Genomic DNA, 19,871 nt, shown 5'->3' with positions numbered 1-19,871 from the left:
AAAATATGTTCATGCAAAAATAGTGCTTTTTTACGCCTTGGTGCTACGGAGTTCCAGCACCGTGATTTCCGGCAGTATGCCTACTCGTCCGGGGAAGCCTATATATCCGAAGCCACGGTTTACGTACAAATACTGCTGTCCTTCACGGTAGAGGTCTGCCCATTGTTTGTAACGGTATTTTGCAGGACTCCAGCGGAAATCGCCAATTTCTATGCCAAACTGCATGCCGTGTGTATGACCGGCAAGTGTCAAGTCTATGTCCGGAAATTCGGGGCGTATTTGTGCATCCCAATGGCTGGGGTCGTGTGAAAGCAGTATTTTCACGGGATAGTCTTCGGTGCCTTGATAGGCTTTGTGCAGTTTGCCATATTTAGGGAAGCGTCCTGTGCCCCAGTTTTGCACGCCCAGCAGGGCAATGGCTTCGCCTTCTACTTCAATGGGCAGGTGCTCGTCGAGCAACAGGCGCCAACCAAGCAGGCGGTGCGCTTTCAACATATCTTCGAAGTTGCGGCGCTTTTCTTCCATACTTGCCCATGGGTGATAGTCGCCGTAGTCATGGTTGCCAAGCGTAGAATACACCCCTAAAGGCGCTTTCAGTTTTTCGAACAACTGAATGTAATCGTTGACTTCTTTGGTTTCGTTGTTGACTAAGTCGCCAGTAAAGCAAATGATATCAGGCTTTTCGCGAAGAATCATCTCTATACCGCCACGCACTGCCCGCTTATTGAAAAAACTGCCGCTGTGGATATCAGAAATTTGCAGTAATCGGATGCCATCGAATTTCTTGGGCAGGTTGGGAAGATAAATTTGCCGCCGGCGCACGCGGTAGTCATGCGCGCCCGACAGAATGCCAAAGCTCATGGCAGTAAGCGGCAGCGCCGCCGTGACCAAAGCTGCTTGACTTAAAAACTCGCTGCGGCTGATGCCTTCGGTGTTGGCACCAGCTGAGACCACCACTTGCGTGCCCCAGCGCAACAAACGACTAAGGTCTTCAATAACTAAAGCAATGCCTACCAGTAGCTTCGACAGAAAGACAATAAAAGTTCCCCCCATGGAGAGGGTTTTCCATGTAGCCCATTGGCTGCCTAAAAAGACATAAGAGGCTACACTCATCAGGCTCAATACAGTGATAGACCAATAAAGTGCGTAAATACGTTGGCGTGTAGCAGGAGGGCTGTCGTGCCACACAGTACGCACTGCCTGAAATACATACCAATCTAAAAGCAAAAAAATAACCGCGAGTACCAAAAGAAAAATAATTCTACCTTGTTGCATCGATACTATTAAATTTTTGTTGAAAGAAGAAAGCGAAATAAAAACACATAAGGAAGCGGATAAGTTTATCGCCGGATAGCTACGTCAGTTAGGTATGCTTGTCTTTTAGTAAGGCTTGTCTTTTAGTAAGATTTCTAATATTGCCGGATTATTATTGCTTCCTTTGTGGTCAATTCAGCAGAAGTGTTTGGCTTTCAAATCAAGAGATAAACAAAAATCCGAAGAAAAATAAAGAACAGTAAAGAAATCGAAACTAATCCTACTCAAACTATGCTTAACAAGCAGGTATCGGGCTTTGCTACCTTTCGTCCAAATATCTACTTTTGTCGAGACTTCAGATATTGCCAAAACCTTGTATGCAAGTCAAAAAAATCATCGTCTTAAAATAAAAAGTTGAGGTAAAATGAAAGCAGTTTTAACTATTTTGCTTCTGATTTTGAGCAATTCATTTATGACCCTTGCTTGGTATGGGCATTTAAAATTTTCCGAAATGAAATGGTTCAATAAGTTAGGACTCATTTCAATAATCCTCATAAGTTGGGGAATTGCCTTCTTTGAATACATTTTTCAAGTCCCTGCCAACAGAATTGGATTTAAAGGCAATGGCGGACCCTTCTCTTTGATTCAGCTAAAGGTACTTCAAGAAGTAATCACCTTGGTGGTTTTTACCGTTTTTACTTTGATTGTTTTCAAAACAGAAACCTTCAGAACGAACCATATAATAGCATTCATCTTTCTGGTTTTAGCCGTTTATTTTACTTTCAAAAAGTAGTGGAATTACAGACATTGGACGTGTTGCGACATGGGCAAAATGAAATAGACTTGCCAACGAAGTCGCGATTTCAAGGTTTTGTAGCCAAAAACCCATAAGACCGCCACACAGTGTAGGAGTAGTGAGAAAGTAAAAAACAGTAAAATTACAGGGAGTGCAAAGCTATGGCAAAGCTGCTTTAAATTCCGAAAATATCAACAGCTTATGCTTATAGTGGATAAATATTTTTGCACCCCCTGCTTTAAAAGCATCCTGCCTGATTCAGTGGCTTGAAGAAAAAACAACAAAAGCCCAAGAAAAAGATTTGACTTTCATATAACCTAATCCTATTTCAAATAGTTAACTAACCACAAGTGCTCTGTTGTAATTCTTCCTTGAATCCATCAATAGCAAAAATGTTAAGAAATAAAAAAGAATTTCTTCCACAAAAAATCTGTGTTGTGTGTGGGCGCCCTTTTTCTTGGCGAAAGAAGTGGAAAAAGGTATGGGATGAAGTTAAGTATTGCAGCGATAAATGCCGAAGTAAACGAGGCTCAATAAAAACTTTATGAAAAAAATAATTTATTGGTTTAGAAATGACTTAAGGCTGCACGACCAAATTATTTTAAAACGAATTGAAAATCAGAAAGAGGTGGTTCTGCTGCCTATATTTTGCTTTGACGAACGATGGTTTGCAAAGCATACACTTGGCTTTCCTAAAACCGGCAGCATCAGGGCAAAGTTTTTAATTGAGACCGTGAACAATTTAAAAACCAATCTTCAAAAGATTGGTTCTGACCTTCTTGTAACTTTTGGTAAAACCGAAGAAGTGCTTTTTGAGGTTGCTAAAAGGTTTAACGCAAATGAGATTTATGCAGAGAAAGAAGACACAAGCGAAGAGATTTTTGTTGAAGAAGCATTGAAGAAACGACTTAGCATTCCTGTTCATTTTCATGAATCCAAAACTTTGTTGAAAACCGAACAACTTCCGTTTTCCATTAGTAACCTGCCTGATATTTTTACCCACTTCAGAAAGAAAGTTGAGCCAATACTTGATACAGTTCAACCTATCGAAGAAGTAGAAAAGCTTCCGCCGTTTCCGGATGAGTTCAGAAATGAGCATTCTTTTTCTCTTCAAGACTTTGGTTTGAACGAAGCTGTGTTTGACTCAAGAGCCGTAATGCATTTTACTGGGGGCGAGTGCGAAGGGCTGAAGAGATTAAACAAGTTTATTTGGCAAGATAAAAGTATTCTTCATTACAAAGAAACACGAAATCAGTTGATAGGAGAAAATTATTCTTCGAAGTTTTCTCCTTGGCTTGCCAACGGTTCACTCTCGGCAAGAAGAGTATTTTCAGAAATTAAAAAGTTTGAAAAAGAAGTTGAAGCCAATGAGTCCACCTACTGGCTTGTATTTGAACTACTGTGGCGTGATTATTTCCGATTTGTTGCCAAGAAATATGGAAATAAAATTTTTCTGAAAGGTGGAATTAAAAACAAAAGTCTCAGCTATAACAATGATTTTGAAGTGTTTGAAAAATGGCGAACTGGAAAAACAGGTAATGACTTTGTGGATGCTAACATGACCGAATTGATGAAAACGGGATTTATGTCTAATCGTGGCAGACAAAATGTGGCGAGTTACCTTTGTAAAGATTTGAAGATTGATTGGCGATGGGGCGCCAGTTGGTTTGAATCTCAACTTATTGACTATGATGTGGCAAGCAACTGGGGCAACTGGATGTATATAGCCGGCGTTGGAAATGACCCCCGTGAAGCGAGGTACTTCAATGTGAACAAGCAGGCTGCAATGTATGACCAAGACACATCTTACAGAAAACTTTGGCTTGATTCATTAGCTAAACCATGAAGCATAAATTGAAATACTTTGCCGGAATCGATGTCCAGATAAATCGAGGTTGTTGCTATTACATTATTGAGCAAAACAAAAAATATGTTGCAAGCGGATGGGTAAAAGAAAATATTCCACAAACATTACGCACACTACTGCTTCAAGTTTCTAACAATCGACCTGATAAGATAGCGGTTGGGATTGATGCACCCCGAATGCCTATCACAAAATGGCGGAACAGATATTTTGATAGAAAAATGAATTCTTGGATTGAAAAACCTAAACAAAGCTTCGGCAGAGAATGCGAAGCAATCATCAAAGCTTACAACATAGCAAATCCGCAATGGACGAAAACACTGGCAGAATCGCCGCAGTGGATGAAGCTCGGTTATAATATTTTCTCGGCACTTGAAGATTTTAAGCATGTATATGAAGTCTTTCCGTCCGCCTCATACAAAATGCTTGAAAAAGAAAACCTTACGTATGAATTGTGCTTGAATCATTTTATTAGCGGAATCAAAGATATGCTGGATGCTTCGGTTGCAGCCATTACGGTTTATGAATTTGTAAATGGAAGAGGTTGCGAAGTCGGGGGCGAGGATGGTTTAGGAACCATCGTTTTGCCCCGCAGATTAGAAGATAAGAGGTTGTATGAAACAGGTTAAAAAGATTTCATCTAAACCAAATCGTTCCTTTTCCAGTTGTTCTGATTGCTTCTTTATCATAATCCTATGAAAATACTTTTAACAGGTGCAACCGGATATATTGGCAAGCGTTTGCTGCCTGTGTTGTTAGAACATGGGCACGAGGTGGTTTGCTGTGTAAGAGACAAGAAGCGATTCCCAACCGAAGGGATTTACAAAAGTGATAGAATCTCTCTATTTGAAGTGGATTTTACAAAAGAGTTACCTTCCGCAAAGTCCATAGAGGATATTGATGCTACATACTACCTTATCCATTCCATGAGTTCAAAAATAAAAGATTTTGAAAAGCTCGAAGAAATCTCTGCAAATAATTTTGTAAAGCTTATGAAGCAAACTGCTGTGAAGCAGATTATTTATTTGGGCGGAATTACAAACGAAGAAAAACTTTCTAAACATCTTGCCTCCAGAAAAAAAGTTGAAGAGATTTTAAGCAAGAGCGGTATTCCACTCACATCTCTGAAAGCCGGAATTATCGTGGGGTCGGGCAGTGCATCCTTTGAAATCATTCGTGATTTGGTTGAAAAACTTCCTGTAATGATAACTCCCAAATGGGTCAATACAAAGCATCAGCCGATTGCAATACGAAATGTGTTGGAATATTTAGTTGGCGTTTTGCTAAATGAAGAAACTTATAATCAATCATTCGATATTGGGGGTCCTGATATCTTGACATATAAAGAAATGCTCTTACAATTTGCAGAAGTTCGCGGACTAAAAAGGTATATTTTTACGGTCCCTGTTATGACTCCCAGATTATCCTCTTATTGGCTCTATTTTGTAACCTCCACATCTTACAAGCTTGCGGTTAATTTAGTCGAGAGTATGAAAGTGCCTGTGGTGGCAAAAGACAACAGACTTGAAAAAATGCTGGGCATAAAACCAATTCCGTACAAAGAAGCGGTTGAGTTAGCGTTTCAAAAAATAGAACAAAACAATGTTATTTCGAGCTGGAAAGATTCACTCGTATCAAGTTATACGGATAACTCGCTTTTAGAACATATCAATGTGCCAACATACGGATGTTATATTGATAGAAGAGTAAAAGAAATTAAGGGCAGTGTTGATAAAGTTCTTGAAAACATTTGGTCTATTGGTGGTGAACGCGGCTGGTATTATGCAAATTGGTTATGGCGCCTTCGTGGCTTTTTGGATAAACTGGTGGGCGGTGTGGGTTTGCGCAGAGGAAGAACAAACCAAAACAACATTTACACTGGGGACGCACTGGACTTCTGGCGCGTGCTTGTTGCCGACAAAGAAAATAAAAGACTGCTGCTCTATGCCGAAATGAAATTGCCCGGGGAAGCCTGGCTCGAGTTTAAGATTACAAATAAGGACGGAAAACATTTTCTGCAACAAACCGCAACATTCCGCCCGAAAGGCTTGCTAGGGCGTTTATACTGGTACTTGATTTTGCCTTTTCATTTTTTTGTGTTTGAGGGTATGGCTGAAAATATTATTAAGCACAACAGAGATTAAAAATCTCTTTGCACATAATTTTTTTAATCAGGAAGGGAATTTTGTAGCAGAAATCGATTACATCAGGTTTAAAATAGTGTCATGAACAATTACCAATGAAAACTTTTTTGCTTTACTTTTGCCAAATTATTTTGTGCATATTTTCAATACAATTTTTCTAAACCTCTCTTTGCTTGATACTAAATTTCAGCTCAATTGCTTTGAAGGCAAATTGCTTCTTCAAAAAAATTTCTACTTATAAAGTATTTAATTCCTTACCGGGTTTAGCATAAGACAATCTTGAAATTCTTTTCGTTTCGTGATAGCTGTCTAATCCACTGATGGTGATTGTTCCGGCTTTTTCTATATCAACATATCCATCATCGAGCACAACATTGTCAGGTAGAATCACTTCCAGAATCTCACCGATTAGAAAAATGGTATCGTTGATTTTTATCCAATGTTCTTCAACAAAGCGGCAACCAATTTTAATATTCGATTCTTTCACATAAGGTGCTTGAATTGTATCCGAAAATTCCGGAGTCAATCCGCATTCCTCAAACTCAGAAAGTTCTTTATCATACCTTGCGGAGGTTTGATGTGCTTGTTTGTAAATGTCTTTATTGATGTGGTTTACAGTAAAGTATCCTGTTTCTTTGATGTTTTCGTAAGTATGTCTGGGAACCGATACAGGGCGGAACAATAATCCAATCAAAGGGGGATGGGCACCAACATGAATCGCAGAACTGAAAATGGCAAGATTGGTGTTGCCCTCCTTTGAGGCTGTTCCTATGAGATTGGCACTTTTAAAACCGGAAAGTGAGTTGATGAAATTGGTGCGATATAGTTTTTCAAACTGCAGGATATTTTCTTTAGTTATTTTCATTCGTTTCTCAAACTTAACTGTTAGCAAAAGATGTTCTAAGGCGCAGTGATTAAATTAACTTTATAGAAGAAATTCCGCCATCCACTTTGATAATTTGTCCGGTTATGAACGAAGCAGCATCAGAAAGCAGCAGCGTTACTATCTGAGCCATTTCTTTTGCATCGCCGATTCTTTTTAGAGGATGACGCTCTTCGGATGATTTCATTTTGGTTTCGTTGTTTAAAAGTTTTTCTGCAAGTGGCGTATTGGTAATGGAGGGCGCAAGGCAATTCACCCGAATGTTTGGTGCAAACTCGGCGGCAAGCGTTCTTGTTAGTCCTTCAACAGCCCCCTTTGCCGAAGCAATGGAGGCGTGAAATGGCATTCCTGTTTGCACTGCCACCGTGCTGAACAAGACTATGCTGGCTTTGCCTGCACCTTTGAGGTTGTTGTAATACTTGTTTATTACCTTAACTGCACCGAGCAGATTCACCTCAAAGTCATGTAGAAAATCTTCTGTTTTTAAGTTTCTTAGCGGTTTTAAGTTTATTGTTCCGGGGCAATAAACAATGCCGTGGATGGGTTCATTGATTGGTGGAAGTTCTTCTACTGATTTTGTAACATCGGCAGAAAAGAACTCGACATTATTTAATCCGTCAAGATTTTTCTTTGTTCGGCTTAGCACCATCACACGATGGTTTTTACTGAGAAGTTTGGTGGTTTCCAATCCGATTCCAGAGGTGCCGCCAACAATTAAATATGTGCTCATCATGGATTTGGTTTTGTATCAAATAATCGTTTTTCCCTTGTTGTCTTTTAGAATAACTCTACAAGGTTCTGTTTGTTTGGGGCGAAATGCTGCTTCATACAGAACTTTCAAGCAGAAAATTACAATCGAATGCTTATCCCAAGACCAAATCCTCCGGCAGCTAAGCTTTCCAGATGCGGATAAAGATGGATGTTGGCATGGTTCAGATGGATAAAATATAAAGACACATCAAACAGCAAAAGAAACCCACCTTGAAGCAGCAAACTGTTGCCATATCCTTTCAACCTTTCAGCGCTTGAAGAATGTTTTGATTTTTCTTTCAAATAAAGCCCTGTCATAATATAGGCAGCATCCAAACCAGCGTTAAGCAAGAGAAAGCTCTGAAGTGAATTGTAATCTTTCAGCATTTCTACGTTGGTCATTGCTGCCGGGTCAGAATGGACAGCTTTAAAATAACCCAAAGCAGCAATGCCTAAGTTCACTGCGTTCCACGTGGCATTCAACTGATGAAAATATTTAGTTTCACCTTCTGTTTTAAAATTTCCAATGCTTCCCACTAAAATATTTGCAGCAGCCCAGCTGCCCAGCACAAGCATAGCAGTTTGGTTTATGTCATTTCGTTTGGCTTGGAAATGTTGCAGTTTGTCTGAGATTGCTCTTTGAGCAAAAAGAAAGTTTAATGGGATAAAAACCATTGTGAAGAGCAGGAGGGGCGTTTTATGATTCATTTCTTTATTTTGTTAATCACGACACCTTTTAATACACTCATCTGTCTAAAATGTTTTAAAGTCAGATGATTTTTTTGGTGGCGCGAAAAATGGTTGAATAGGAACAGGGGCGAAAAATTTTTTACCTCATGGTCGGTATTTTGCTGTGAATAATTGTATCTGCGCAACCGAATGAAACGGCGATGGTGTTTTCGGGGGGCGTTATTTTACACGGTTTTTATCATTTGCCCAATTCACAGGATTGTTGATAATGTATCGCCTGATGTTGTTGAATTCCTTCTCGTTGCGAATGATGTGTTCGTAATAATTGCGTTGCCAAACGTTGTATATATCGGTGTTTTGTCGAAACCATTTCGTAACACCAATTTTGAACCCCCGAATAATGGAACCAATGGTTCGGGATGGGGATTGTGGTTGTTGATTTGTTGATGTGACCAATGGTTTTGGGGTTTGTTGTAGGGGCGAAAAATTTTTCGCCTCTACAACAATATCGATATTTTTCGCACCAACAATATCGGTATTTTTCGCCCCCACATGTTCATTGTCGCAAATAATGATGATTCCATGAATATGATTGGGCATGATAATGAATTCGTCCAATTGGGTATGCGGGAAATGCGATGGTATTTCCAACCAATATTTTCGGGCAATGAAACCCGCATCGTTCAACACCATTGCGCCGTTTTTGATTTCGCCAAATAAACATTGGCGATTGTGGGTAACGATGGTGATGAAATACGCACCCGGTTTTGAATAATCGTATCCGCGCAACCGAATGGAACGGCGATGGTGTTTTCGGGGGGCGTTATTTTACACGGTTTTTATCATTTGCCCAATTCACGGGATTGTTGATAATGTATCGCCTGATGTTGTTGAATTCCTTCTCGTTGCGAATGATGCGTTCGTAATAATTGCGTTGCCAGACGTTGTATATATCGGTGTTTTGTCGAAACCATTTCGTAACACCAATTTTGAACCCCCGAACAATGGAACCGATGGTTCGGGATGGGGATTGTGGTTGTTGATTTGTTGATGTGACCAATGGTTTTGGGGTTTGTTGTAGGGGCGAAAAATTTTTTGCCCCTACAACAATATCGATATTTTTCGCACCAACAATATCGGTATTTTTCGCCCCCACATGTTCATTGTCGCAAATAATGATGATTCCATGAATATGATTGGGCATGATAATGAATTCGTCCAATTGGGTATGCGGGAAATGCGATGGTATTTCCAACCAACATTTTCGGGCAATGAAACCCGCATCGTTCAACACCATTGCGCCGTTGATGATTTCGCCAAATAAACATTGGCGATTGTGGGTAACGATGGTGATGAAATACGCACCCGGTTTTGAATAATCGTATCCGCGCAAACGAATGGAACGGCGATGATGTTTATTAGGGTCGTAGGTCATTTTCCTTCTATGATTTTTATTTCTTCTTCTGTTAACCCATACAACCCATACACCAACCCATCTATCTCACGCTCCCAGGCGGTGGTATCGGCGTTTTTATCCTCTTTCTTTGCCGCAAGGATTTTATCCACCAGCGCCTCAATTTGCCGAACAATGGGCTCGTTGGTTGGGGTGATGGGAGGAAGGGGCATTACTTCTACATATTGATTTGATAACCTAAACCCAGTAAAACCATATTGATGAACAATCATCTCAACATACTTATAAATTAGTTTTGAATTTAATATAGCCATTATGAATTTAAGATTATTTCCTGTAAAAAATGCCATACTGTCAAGGACATAAACATTTGGTTTTACTAAACAAAATGTTGGCTCCTGAGTTATTCGTTGCCACACCACCTTCTCCTTCTCAAACTCTGGGTAGTAGGCACAGGCTCGTAGTTCCCACCAGTAATCGCCCTGGTCATCTCGTTTTTTAGCTTTTGCTTCAAACACTTTTAAATGCGTCATTAGAGATGGAAATTGTTCTTGTATAAATTCTTCAGCACTTTGTTTTCCCTTGTTCTCGTTTGTCCAGCCAGCAGGGATAACAATCACCCACAACCCTGCCCACTCATAATAATACCGCTTAATATCCTTGCCCCGCAAAATGGGTTTGATGATGGCTTCGGTGCGGCGGCGTTCTTCGTCGGTTTTGCAATGAGCCAGTATCTCGTTGCGCTTTTCGGTGGTGATGATAAAGGCTTCGTTTAAGCCAGTTAATACCCCCCTATAAATCTTTACATCCCAGTCCTTGAGGGGTTTGCCAATGCGTTCAATTTTTTCTTTGAGCCGCTGCTCGGCATCGCTGCCTATAAACCAGGCATCTTTGCTAAGGTTTTTCAATACCACGCTTTTTTCTTTTACCAGGCTGTCGAAAGGTATTGTATCCTTTTTGCGCTCGTTGATGGTGAGGGCTTTGAGCTGGTTGCGGTTTTCGCACTTTTGAATAATCAGTATGTTGGTATCGACGGTGGCATTTTCGAACACGTTGGGACCTAAATCGAGGAGCAACAGCGGATTGTACCTTGTGAAGAATGCTCTAAGTTTTTCGCCATAGCCGGCTCGCATCCATTTGTTCGAGGTGATGTAACAGAGTATGCCATCGGATTTGAGCAGCTTCATGCCTTTTTCGTAAAAGAGGCAATAAATATCGCCTGTGCGTGCAAAGGTTTCGTAGTTTTGGGCTTTGTAAAGGTCAGCATATTTCGTTTTATCGTTTTGGGCTTTTTGCAGCTGAATGTACGGCGGGTTTCCAATCACTACATCAAACTCTTTTACGCCAAACATCCATTCGGGGTCGAACCAGTTGGCAGACTCGTGGCTAAAGGGTTCCCATGTGCTTATTAAGTAGGCACGACTGTTTACATCGGTTACTCTATTGTTATATTGGGTTCTTAAAATTTTAGTTTGTATGCTCTTAAATTCTTCTTTTAGCTGATTTTTTTCATCTCCATAGCTTTGCAAGTAGCTTAGCCTGATTTGTTTAAGCTTATCTAAATCGTCGTTTGCATTGAATAAGCCCCCAAAGTCTTGTTCTACAGGCAAGCCAATGAGTGCATTGGCAGTAACAAATTTAAATTCGAGGTTAGGCAGGGGTTCTACACCGCGGTTGGGTTGGGTGTCGTCCACATTTTCATCGACAACAAGTGTAAGGAAGCAGCGCAGCTTCGATATTTCGGCAGCAATGGGTTGAATATCCACACCGTACAGGGTATTTTGTATAATGCCAATTTTACGGGCATACTCCATTGAGGTATTATCTAATTTTTCGCTCACCTGTTTGCGAAGCATCACATTTTCAATGCGGCTAATTTGTTGCTGTTTCCACCAATGGGCGCTGGGGTCTAATTTTTCAAGAGCCATTACCATTTTTTGCAGCACGCCCATGGGGAATGCCCCCGAACCACAGGCGGGGTCAATGATTTTGAGCTGGTCCAGGGCTTGCAGTATTTTTTCCTTGTCGTCATCGGTAAACGAAACGCTGCTGTCCATTTTAAAAATGGGTCTGAGCTGGTCGGGGTCGATGTGGGTTTTGCTGTGCAGGTAGTGCACCAAGCTTTCGGTTGCCATGTAATCGACAATTTCGCGTGGGGTGTAGTAGCTACCTGTGGCTTTGCGGGCGGTTTCGCCGCTTTCGGGGTCAATCTCAGCCAAAAGGTTTTCGAAAATGCGTCCCAGCATTTCGGGGTCAACGCTTACCTCTACATCTACGCTGCTGTTCTCGTCGATGGTAAAGTTGTACTGTTCCAGTTGCTCAAAAAAGCTTGCGAACCAGCTGTCGGGGATTATCAACGTATTAAGGTGCCCCGATAAGCCAGTTAATTCGCTAAGCTTATAGTAATCGTCGGGGTGTGGGTCAAAGAGTCCGCCATTGAGAAAGGGAATGTCTCGAAACGCTTCGGGTAGGTCGTCTCTTCGCTTAGCCATCGGGGTATTGAGGGTTTGAAAGAAAAGCTTTTCGAGGATGTTATGGTAGTAGTTAGGATGTTGCTTTACGGCTTGAGCGCTTAGCAGTTCTTCGGGTATGAGTGCTTTGCCCTGTTTTGATTTTTTCACTTTAAGAAACCAACAAAAGACGGTACGACCAATAAGCCTTACAGCAAATTCCTGATATTTTTTTCTGTTCTGAGGGTTATTGGGAGTAATTGAGGGCAATAGCAGAACACCCTGATGCGCAATATTTTTGTTTTCGGCAGTGCCCACCAGTTGATAGAAATGGTTGGCTACCATTTTATAAAACTCGGCGTTGAGAACTTCCACGCTAAAGGCTTGCCGAATGTCGTCGAGGTATAGTTTTTTGCCAGCCAGGCTTGCAAGGCGGGCACTGGGGGTATTGGTTTTTTCGCCCGCGCCGAGCAGGTAGGTATAGCGGCGGGGTTCGGTTAGCTGTTCTACGGTATTGCCCTGTTCGTCGCGGGTTCTGATTTCGCTCACAAAGCTCAGACGCCATTTATCGCCTTGTTCGAACACAATGAGGGCACCATCCACATCGTACTTATAAACCGACCGAAGTAGTTCCCTAAGCCCTACCTTGTTGCGTTCAATCCATACGTTGGGTTTCACTTTTACCCAGTAAAGCCCTACCAGGCGGTCGTCGGCTGTAGTAAATTTGCCCAGCTCGTAAGCCGCATCGGCTTTGTTGTTAGCTGGTAATGGAATTTCGCTTGGAGTGGCATATAAATGTTGAACGCCAAAGACCTTCCTTAAAACCTGTTGCCATTGTTGCAAATCGAATGGAGCTGATAAAGTGGCTTGTAATTCTTTCTTTTCCATAAGTCTTTTATTTATGGCTCAACAAATGTTTCGGATAGGATAATATGGGGGGTAATGTCGTTTAGGCTTTGCGGTTGGGTTGTATTCTGGCTGGTTTTTTCATCCTCTGCGGGTAAAGCATCGTACTTTTGTGCTAAGTTCATCAGCAAGCCATCTACTTGCGCGAGGTTGAGAGACTTTTTTTTAAAGAATTGTTGGCTAATTTTTTTGAGTTCGTTGGCTAAGGGGGTATAGGTCCCTTTTTCGACTATAGGTTGTAGATTCTGACAAACCTGCTTTACCTTTTCATCGTGAGTAATGGATTTAAAATCGCGTAAGAACTTTAAGGCTTGTTTGGTATTGGCATCGGCTTTGTCGGTTGAAGCGGCTTTTTCGGTGTTTTGGCTAAGGAACTCTTTTTCAAATGTATTTAAGGCAGCCTGAATGTGGTCAAAGTGGTTTTTGGGGATAGGATGATACGGTGGTTCATTTACGTTGGCTTCGAACAATTGGGCTGCTTCTATAAAGGTGAGGGGAGTAACCTCGCCCTCGCCTGTAATTTTGTAAAACTCGGTTTTATAGGACGATTTGAGGAAAACCACCGACGAATTTTTGGCTTCGGGCTTGTTGGCTTGCCAGATGCTTCGCGCGGTTCGTGCTTTAAGCGGAAACGCTTGTATGCGTTTAAACTCTTTGGGATGGTTGTCTTTAAATTCTCGGATAAAACGCAAGTACTGCAGGCGGTTGTCTTCGTCGTCGGGCATGCCTTCGTTGAAAAGTTTGAATTGTTCAATCATTTCTTCGTGGGTAAAAATCTTTGCATCTTCTCCAAATGCAGAGTGAAAGCCCTGTAGTTTGACTAAAGCATTTTTGTAGAGTTGTATTTCTTCGTCGCCTTGTTGCGATGGGTAAAAATTGTAGTTATAAATGACGCCTGCGATGCTACCAATGCGGTTTACGCGCCCAATGCGTTGCATTAAGCGGGTGGCATTCCATGGGGTATCGTAATTCACAATCACATTAGCCCGGTGCAGGTTGATGCCCTCTGCCAAAACATCGGTTGCTATAAGAATATTGTAGTCATTTTTTTGGTCGCCGTGGTAGTTAGCATCGAAGTTCGCCTGTATGCTTTCGAATAGTTTGTTGATGTTCTGGCTCGAGACGTTCAAGACCTTGACATTTAAGCGTTCTTCTAATTTTTGGGCGAGGTAGTTAGCTGTGTCGGTGCTTTCGGTAAAAATAACCAGCTTGCCGGTAGGGTTAATTTGTTTGTTCATCAACTCGTTGTGGAAAATATTTAAAAATAATTCCAATTTGGGGTCATGCTCTACCTTGTTCCACTCGTTGAGTAATTCTGTTAAAAGCTTATAGTCGTTTCGTAAGCCCTCAATAAATTCTGCTTCAAAATCATCGGCGCTAAATACATTATTTTGGGGTTTTTCTAAATTTAGCTCAAGAATGAGGTTTTCCAGCTCTTCCATGCTGTAGCCTTTTTCTATGAGGAGGTTAATGTTTAAATCTGGAGCAACGAAAACTTTCCCCTTTTCAAACATTTCAATCATTCGTTGTGTGGAGGTAGCCAGGTTTTGCAAGGAAGTTTTAAAAGCGGTAAAGCTGCTCTCTAATCGCTTCACCATCAACGTTTTCATGATGCCTGCCAATGACTGTGAAACCAAGTTGGCTTTTTCGTAATGCTGTTGTCCGATTTCGGGTTTTAAGTATCGGATGGCTTGATAGCGGTAGTACTGGATTTTTTCATCGTCGGTCAGGTAAAAGATGGTTTTGTAAAACAGTTTGCTCAGCTTGGCATCGAGTTGATAAATTTGGGGGCGAGGTGGGGCAATTTCGGGAAAAGTAATGCCTTGAGCCTTCAGGTCATCGAGGTATTTGGGGTAGTTCTTTAAATCGCGGCGCGTGCGGCGAACCGTTATCTGTGAAATGACCTTTTCGCGTATCTTCCCATATATTTTGCGAATGGCTTGTATATCGGGTTGGTCTTGGTTCATCAACTCTTTGAATTCCTTAATAATGGGCGCAAAAAAACCCTGTAAATTGGTAACTGGTAAAGTGCTTCGCCGGGCATCCTGAAATAAAAGCAGCTGATGGTAAATGTCCTGTGGGCGGTTATTGAGGGGAGTAGCAGAGATGAGTATGACTTTTTTATTTTTTCCGGGAATAAGTCCCTGTCCATTACGGGGTGCCTTACAGATGCGTTGAAGATAAGCAAATGCCTGAGAGGTATGGTTGCGATAGCGGTGCGCCTCATCGACTATGATTAAATCGTAATCTTCTTTGGACCAATAATCTAAATCTTTTTTTTCTACAATTTTATCGAGACTTCCATTGGTAATGAATTTGGTATGGCGGTCAATGCCGAATTGTCGAAAGGTTGCTTTCCAGTTTTTCTCAAGGGCAGGAGGGTAAACTACCAGTATTTTAGTATTTAACGAGCCATTGGTATTGATAAAACGCTTGGCTATGAGGGTGGCTACAACGGTTTTTCCCAACCCCACCACGTCCGACAGGAAAAAACCGTTGTGTTCCATAAGCATATGAAAGCCCTGGTTTACGGCATCGATTTGGTACGAGAGTTTTTTGTAATTCTTGGGTAAATCGCCCACCGTGTCGGGGTCATAGTCGATGTTTTTGCCAAAATATTCAATCAGGAACTTGATGTATAGCTCAAATGGAGTAAACTTTTGCCCTATATGGGTTTTTTGCTTAAACTCTTGGATGTCGGCGGGCAGTATGGGAGTCGATTGAGCCCATAATTCTTCAAATTCCTGCTTAGCGAATTGTACATCGTCGTAATCTTTAAGGGCAATGTTTAATTCATAGTTGGGCGATTTTTTAATACCCAGCCCAGCATCGGTGAGGTTCGAAGAACCCATAATGACCCAACCATCGGAGTGTTCACTATGGTGTTCGGGCAAAAAGAGGTAAAACTTGGCATGTAAAGTGCTTGAAGTATGAGCCCTAACCTCAATCCGCCCATCGATAATGTCATTCACAAATTGTACAATCCCATTTTCAACCTCTTCGGAATATCGAGCTTCTTGAATATCCTGAATAAACCAGTTCAAGAATTCTTCTTTGGTTTTCTGTTCATCTCCAAAGAATAAAATCCCTTTACGTTGAGCTTCGGCAAATAGCTGGTCGACATTGATGCCCACGAGTATTTTAACCTCTTTTACATTTTTCAGATAGGGCTGTAGTGCAAAGTATCCCGAAGAACGAAAATAGCCCACTGCGGCATAGAAGGCGTACAAATCCTTCATGTTTTCGATGATGCCAATAAACTTATTGTAAAGATTTCGGTCGTTTTTGTTGTTAAAAAATTTTGTACTCATATTCCTACATGTTGAACCTTATGAATATATTCCATAACCTACACAGAAATTTTTAAACATAGTAAAACTTTTGATTGAAAAAACGGCGCCCTTTCATTCAACAGACCACATGCTGCAATTAGAAATTTTAATTTCAAAAAAAACACCCTATCCCTCAGGCTGTCTTGCTTTCTGTGTGTTTTATTTCGTTTTTTGGAAGTGGCATCTACCTACATTGGCTACTAATTCCGATAAGAAACCTACGATAGAAAAGGGCTATGAATTCCTTACTGCATAAAAAAATTTGAGCCAGAATTGGTGTTTTATTATTTTTTTCTTACTTTGATGTCTTGAAATTCCAATTCATATGAAATACGTAGCTTCACTTACTTTGTTTGGAGCATTGTTGCTCTTATCCTGCGGCTCGGAATCATCAAAAGAAAGCAGCAGCAGCAACACAGAAAAGGAAAGCGAGACCTCTGTCAACACAGCGCCTTCCACTAATGATGATAACTCGGATGGTTTTGTATCATTTAAAGTAAACGATACGCTGGTGCGCACCAACAAAACCACCGGTGGAGATGTAGATGAACATATAGGGCTGTATAACGAAGACACGCGAAGCTTGAGTCTTGGTCTATATGGTGATGTGCCCCATAGACCTCACCGCGGTTGGTTAAATTTCTTTATCAAAGACTTTAAATTCGAACCAGCCACTTATACCTTATCAAAAGAAAATTTTGCAATGTTTTCACGCTATGAAACCATCAATGCAGGTGGTGAAGTGCAATTTATAGCTTCTAGTAGTGAGGTTAATAAAGGAACAGAAATGAACCTCACCATCACTAAAATTGAGCCCGACCTCGACTCTTTTACGGGCAGAGAATGGCTGGCGAGTGGCACCTTTTCGGCAAAAATGCTGATTCAGGAACATAATCCCTTTAGGCGAGAATCTTACCAAGGCGTTACCATTACCGAGGGCAAGTTTGAGGGTATAAGAATAATGGGAGGTCCTAAGTTCCGCTAAATAGCCGCCTCGGCTTTGAGAATTTCAAGGTTAGCAATACACAATTCGCTTGGAATTCCACTGTTTTATTCTCGCATCTCGCCAATGCAGAAATGTTGCTTGGCGAGATGTTTTTTTCAGGGAAGTCAATGATTGTTTTTGCAAGATTTTCTTTTGCTCCTGTAATTAGAAAAAATGAAAGCATCGCATCAAACAAATGAAGGAGCTACGCCGTAAAGGAAGGAGGAATATGATAAAAGGCACTGTTGTCTGGGCTCTTTAAACCTTTTCGCCTCAGAAGACTCTAAGTATATTGAAAACCAAAAACAGAAAGTACTATGAAACTCAGAAATGTATGGATGCTACTTGTTGCATTGTGTTTTGCATGGGGCGTGCATGCCCAAAAGGCACCCAAAACACCGCAAAAGGCACCCAAAACACCCGAACAGCGCGCCAAGCTGATAACTGAACGCATGAAAGAAAAGCTTGCCCTGAGCGATGAGCAGTATCAAAAGATTTATGCAATCAATTTAGAAGCAGAAAAAGAGCTGGGAAAGCTACGCGAAGAACGCCGGGCTATGCGTGAGGCAGAGCCTGAAGCCATGCGCGAAAAAATGAAAGCGAATCTTGAAGCACGGAAAAGCGTGCAAGAAAAGAGAGAGGAAGCCATACGCGCTGAGCTCAACGATGAACAGTTGAAAAAGTATGAGCAGTGGCAAAAAGAAAAGAAAGAGAAACTTCGTGAACGTGTAGAACAGCGAAAAAAATTACGCAAACAACGCGGAAAGGGCAAACCAATAGATACGGAAGAGGAAATAGAACTTGAAGAAGACATAGAAATGGAAGATTAAGGTAAGCGAAAACAAAAGGGCACCCTTTCAGGTGCCCTTGATTGATGATTGGCAAAACAACGATTATTTAGCTGTTGCCTTTTTTAGCTTTCACCATTTGCTCGAGCATGTCCCACATCTGCTGAGGCACAGCGTCCAGCATGTTGAACTCACCGGCGCCTTTGAGCCATTCACCGCCGTCGATGGTTACCACTTCGCCATTGATGTAAGCAGAGAAGTCTGACATCAAATAGGCTGCCAAGTTTGCCAGCTCTTGGTGCTCGCCTACTCGACCTACCGGTATTTTGTTTTCAGGTTTAAGCTTTTGTCCCAGCTCTGTTTCTGCCAGTGCCGGCGGGAAGAGGCGGCTCCATGCCCCTTCGGTAGGAAACGGACCCGGTGCAATGGCGTTCATGCGTATTTTGTATTTTGCCCACTCTACTGCCAGCGAGCGGGTCATAGCCAGCACGCCAGCTTTGGCACAAGCCGAAGGCACCACATAAGCCGAACCGGTCCATGCATAAGTGGTTACTATGTTGAGCACCGTAGCCGGTATTTGCTCTTTTATCCAGTATTTGCCAAATGCCAAGGTGCAGTAATAGCTGCCTCGCAGTACGATGTCCACGATGGTATCGAATGCCCGATGCGACAAACGCTCAGTAGGAGAGATGAAATTGCCCGCTGCATTGTTTACCAAGCCATCTACCTTGCCAAAGTGTTCCACAGCTTGCTTGAGCATGTTTTCCACCGACTCATAGTCGCGCACATCGCAGGCGACTGCCAGCACTTTGCCACCGGTTTCCTTTTCCAGTTCTTGGGCTGTTTCTTGCAATACTTCTAGCTTACGACTGGTAATGACACAGTGGGCACCCAACTGCAGGAAATATTTTGTCATGGAGCGCCCTAAACCCGTGCCCCCGCCTGTAACTACTATTACACGGTCTTTCATACTGCCTTCCGGCAACATAGGTTGTGTGTACAATGCCATAATTTTCTATGTTTTAATTGTTTGATGGAGTTGTGTATTTAAAATACTTGCTTTAATTGCAAACCTTTGGACAGGTTCTTGCTCTAAAATACACAAAAAACCTAATAAAGTATGCTTGCCGATAAATTTTGGAAAATTTTTATGTCATACATGGTAGATGCGCTTGACGAGGAGTTGGATGAGTTTCTCTTTGGGGAAGAAGAAAATACCAGAGAACGCAAGCAATACAAGCGGAAAGACCCCTTCGAGGAGTTCGAAGAAAAGTATGCGCGCTATCAACAGTATCAGCAAAAGCGCTACGAGCAGTTTTATCAGCAATATGCTTACGGGCAAAACAACCACCATTCCTCATCGACCAACAACAAGAGCACACAAAGCGCAGAAGCCCGCTACTATGCCTATTTGGAGCTTCCGCCCGGCGCTTCGTTTGAAGACATACGCAAGGCATATAAAAAGCTCATGAAGCAGTATCATCCCGACCGCTTTTATCAGGATGAGAAGAAGCGGCAAATAGCCGAAGAGGTATGCCGCAAATTAAACGAAGCCTATACTTACTTCGAGAAAAAGCATAAAATGAAATAAAAAAAGAGGCGATTGACATAAGCG

General features: G+C 41.7%; 17 protein-coding genes. 8 read left to right on the top strand and 9 right to left on the bottom strand.

Features of this window, described 5'->3' with window-relative positions; genetic code table 11:
* Positions 1-30 precede the first annotated feature (30 nt).
* Positions 31-1,275, bottom strand: coding sequence for a metallophosphoesterase (locus FHS56_RS07185; protein ID WP_166919213.1), 1,245 nt, complete (start codon positions 1,273-1,275; stop codon positions 31-33).
* Positions 1,276-1,678: 403 nt separating this feature from the next.
* Between FHS56_RS07185 and FHS56_RS07180 the strand changes: the two genes are divergently transcribed.
* From FHS56_RS07180 to FHS56_RS07160, 5 genes are all read left to right on the top strand, one after another.
* Entirely contained in the window at positions 1,679-2,047 is a 369-nt protein-coding gene (locus FHS56_RS07180; RefSeq protein WP_166919212.1) for a DMT family protein, read from the top strand.
* A gap of 395 nt (positions 2,048-2,442) precedes the next feature.
* On the top strand, positions 2,443-2,598 hold the full coding sequence (locus FHS56_RS07175) for a DUF2256 domain-containing protein (RefSeq protein WP_166919211.1): 156 nt from the start codon (positions 2,443-2,445) through the stop codon (positions 2,596-2,598).
* Complete coding sequence (locus FHS56_RS07170) at positions 2,595-3,896, top strand: DASH family cryptochrome (protein ID WP_166919210.1); 1,302 nt, start codon at positions 2,595-2,597, stop codon at positions 3,894-3,896. Before FHS56_RS07175 ends, FHS56_RS07170 begins: the two co-directional genes overlap by 4 nt.
* Positions 3,893-4,543: a hypothetical protein gene (locus FHS56_RS07165; protein WP_166919209.1), complete on the top strand. Its 651-nt coding sequence runs from the start codon at positions 3,893-3,895 to the stop codon at positions 4,541-4,543. Before FHS56_RS07170 ends, FHS56_RS07165 begins: the two co-directional genes overlap by 4 nt.
* Before the next feature lie 66 nt (positions 4,544-4,609).
* Complete coding sequence (locus tag FHS56_RS07160) at positions 4,610-6,058, top strand: SDR family oxidoreductase (RefSeq protein ID WP_166919208.1); 1,449 nt, start codon at positions 4,610-4,612, stop codon at positions 6,056-6,058.
* Positions 6,059-6,293: 235 nt separating this feature from the next.
* Here FHS56_RS07160 and FHS56_RS07155 read toward each other — a convergent pair whose 3' ends face one another.
* From FHS56_RS07155 to FHS56_RS07125, 7 genes are all read right to left on the bottom strand, one after another.
* The gene (locus tag FHS56_RS07155; RefSeq protein WP_166919207.1) at positions 6,294-6,923 is read right to left on the bottom strand and encodes a flavin reductase family protein; all 630 of its coding nucleotides are present in this window, start codon (positions 6,921-6,923) and stop codon (positions 6,294-6,296) included.
* 49 nt (positions 6,924-6,972) lie between these two features.
* On the bottom strand, positions 6,973-7,674 hold the full coding sequence (locus tag FHS56_RS07150; protein ID WP_243844179.1) for an SDR family NAD(P)-dependent oxidoreductase: 702 nt from the start codon (positions 7,672-7,674) through the stop codon (positions 6,973-6,975).
* Between the two features lie 116 nt (positions 7,675-7,790).
* Complete coding sequence (locus FHS56_RS07145; protein ID WP_166919206.1) at positions 7,791-8,399, bottom strand: DUF6992 family protein; 609 nt, start codon at positions 8,397-8,399, stop codon at positions 7,791-7,793.
* 201 nt (positions 8,400-8,600) lie between these two features.
* Complete coding sequence (locus FHS56_RS07140) at positions 8,601-9,170, bottom strand: transposase (RefSeq protein WP_208409648.1); 570 nt, start codon at positions 9,168-9,170, stop codon at positions 8,601-8,603.
* Between the two features lie 34 nt (positions 9,171-9,204).
* Complete coding sequence (locus FHS56_RS07135) at positions 9,205-9,816, bottom strand: transposase (protein WP_166919205.1); 612 nt, start codon at positions 9,814-9,816, stop codon at positions 9,205-9,207.
* Positions 9,813-13,133 (bottom strand): Eco57I restriction-modification methylase domain-containing protein, encoded by a 3,321-nt coding sequence (locus FHS56_RS07130; protein ID WP_166919204.1) that lies wholly within the window; start codon positions 13,131-13,133, stop codon positions 9,813-9,815. Before FHS56_RS07130 ends, FHS56_RS07135 begins: the two co-directional genes overlap by 4 nt.
* An 11-nt stretch (positions 13,134-13,144) precedes the next feature.
* Positions 13,145-16,462, bottom strand: a complete 3,318-nt coding sequence (locus tag FHS56_RS07125; RefSeq protein ID WP_166919203.1) for a helicase-related protein — start codon at positions 16,460-16,462, stop codon at positions 13,145-13,147.
* A gap of 346 nt (positions 16,463-16,808) precedes the next feature.
* Between FHS56_RS07125 and FHS56_RS07120 the strand changes: the two genes are divergently transcribed.
* Entirely contained in the window at positions 16,809-17,468 is a 660-nt protein-coding gene (locus tag FHS56_RS07120; protein WP_166919202.1) for a hypothetical protein, read from the top strand.
* 317 nt (positions 17,469-17,785) lie between these two features.
* On the top strand, positions 17,786-18,298 hold the full coding sequence (locus FHS56_RS07115; protein WP_166919201.1) for a Spy/CpxP family protein refolding chaperone: 513 nt from the start codon (positions 17,786-17,788) through the stop codon (positions 18,296-18,298).
* 67 nt (positions 18,299-18,365) lie between these two features.
* On the opposite strand, the gene FHS56_RS07110 is transcribed toward FHS56_RS07115, so the two are convergent.
* Positions 18,366-19,265, bottom strand: a complete 900-nt coding sequence (locus FHS56_RS07110; protein ID WP_166919200.1) for an SDR family oxidoreductase — start codon at positions 19,263-19,265, stop codon at positions 18,366-18,368.
* Between the two features lie 141 nt (positions 19,266-19,406).
* On the opposite strand from FHS56_RS07110, the gene FHS56_RS07105 reads away from it, so the two are divergent.
* The gene (locus FHS56_RS07105; RefSeq protein ID WP_166919199.1) at positions 19,407-19,847 is read left to right on the top strand and encodes a J domain-containing protein; all 441 of its coding nucleotides are present in this window, start codon (positions 19,407-19,409) and stop codon (positions 19,845-19,847) included.
* Positions 19,848-19,871: the final 24 nt, after the last annotated feature.

The sequence above is a fragment of the Thermonema lapsum genome, assembly GCF_011761635.1.
GTDB classification, from domain to species: Bacteria; Bacteroidota; Bacteroidia; order Cytophagales; family Thermonemataceae; genus Thermonema; species Thermonema lapsum.
Note: the sequence above shows the minus strand (reverse complement) of the source record. Positions and strands in the feature narration are given on the sequence as shown.

Excerpts from the sequence above, each read along its gene's own strand:
- FHS56_RS07180 (WP_166919212.1), top strand. The coding sequence starts at position 1,679 with ATGAAAGCAGTTTTAACTATTTTGCTTCTGATTTTGAGCAATTCATTT.
- FHS56_RS07165 (WP_166919209.1), top strand. The coding sequence starts at position 3,893 with ATGAAGCATAAATTGAAATACTTTGCCGGAATCGATGTCCAGATAAAT.
- FHS56_RS07160 (WP_166919208.1), top strand. The coding sequence starts at position 4,610 with ATGAAAATACTTTTAACAGGTGCAACCGGATATATTGGCAAGCGTTTG.
- FHS56_RS07125 (WP_166919203.1), bottom strand. The coding sequence starts at position 16,462 with ATGAGTACAAAATTTTTTAACAACAAAAACGACCGAAATCTTTACAAT.
- FHS56_RS07130 (WP_166919204.1), bottom strand. The coding sequence starts at position 13,133 with ATGGAAAAGAAAGAATTACAAGCCACTTTATCAGCTCCATTCGATTTG.
- FHS56_RS07150 (WP_243844179.1), bottom strand. The coding sequence starts at position 7,674 with ATGATGAGCACATATTTAATTGTTGGCGGCACCTCTGGAATCGGATTG.
- FHS56_RS07105 (WP_166919199.1), top strand. The coding sequence starts at position 19,407 with ATGTCATACATGGTAGATGCGCTTGACGAGGAGTTGGATGAGTTTCTC.
- FHS56_RS07185 (WP_166919213.1), bottom strand. The coding sequence starts at position 1,275 with ATGCAACAAGGTAGAATTATTTTTCTTTTGGTACTCGCGGTTATTTTT.
- FHS56_RS07175 (WP_166919211.1), top strand. The coding sequence starts at position 2,443 with ATGTTAAGAAATAAAAAAGAATTTCTTCCACAAAAAATCTGTGTTGTG.
- FHS56_RS07120 (WP_166919202.1), top strand. The coding sequence starts at position 16,809 with ATGAAATACGTAGCTTCACTTACTTTGTTTGGAGCATTGTTGCTCTTA.
- FHS56_RS07155 (WP_166919207.1), bottom strand. The coding sequence starts at position 6,923 with ATGAAAATAACTAAAGAAAATATCCTGCAGTTTGAAAAACTATATCGC.
- FHS56_RS07135 (WP_166919205.1), bottom strand. The coding sequence starts at position 9,816 with ATGACCTACGACCCTAATAAACATCATCGCCGTTCCATTCGTTTGCGC.
- FHS56_RS07170 (WP_166919210.1), top strand. The coding sequence starts at position 2,595 with ATGAAAAAAATAATTTATTGGTTTAGAAATGACTTAAGGCTGCACGAC.
- FHS56_RS07145 (WP_166919206.1), bottom strand. The coding sequence starts at position 8,399 with ATGAATCATAAAACGCCCCTCCTGCTCTTCACAATGGTTTTTATCCCA.
- FHS56_RS07115 (WP_166919201.1), top strand. The coding sequence starts at position 17,786 with ATGAAACTCAGAAATGTATGGATGCTACTTGTTGCATTGTGTTTTGCA.
- FHS56_RS07110 (WP_166919200.1), bottom strand. The coding sequence starts at position 19,265 with ATGGCATTGTACACACAACCTATGTTGCCGGAAGGCAGTATGAAAGAC.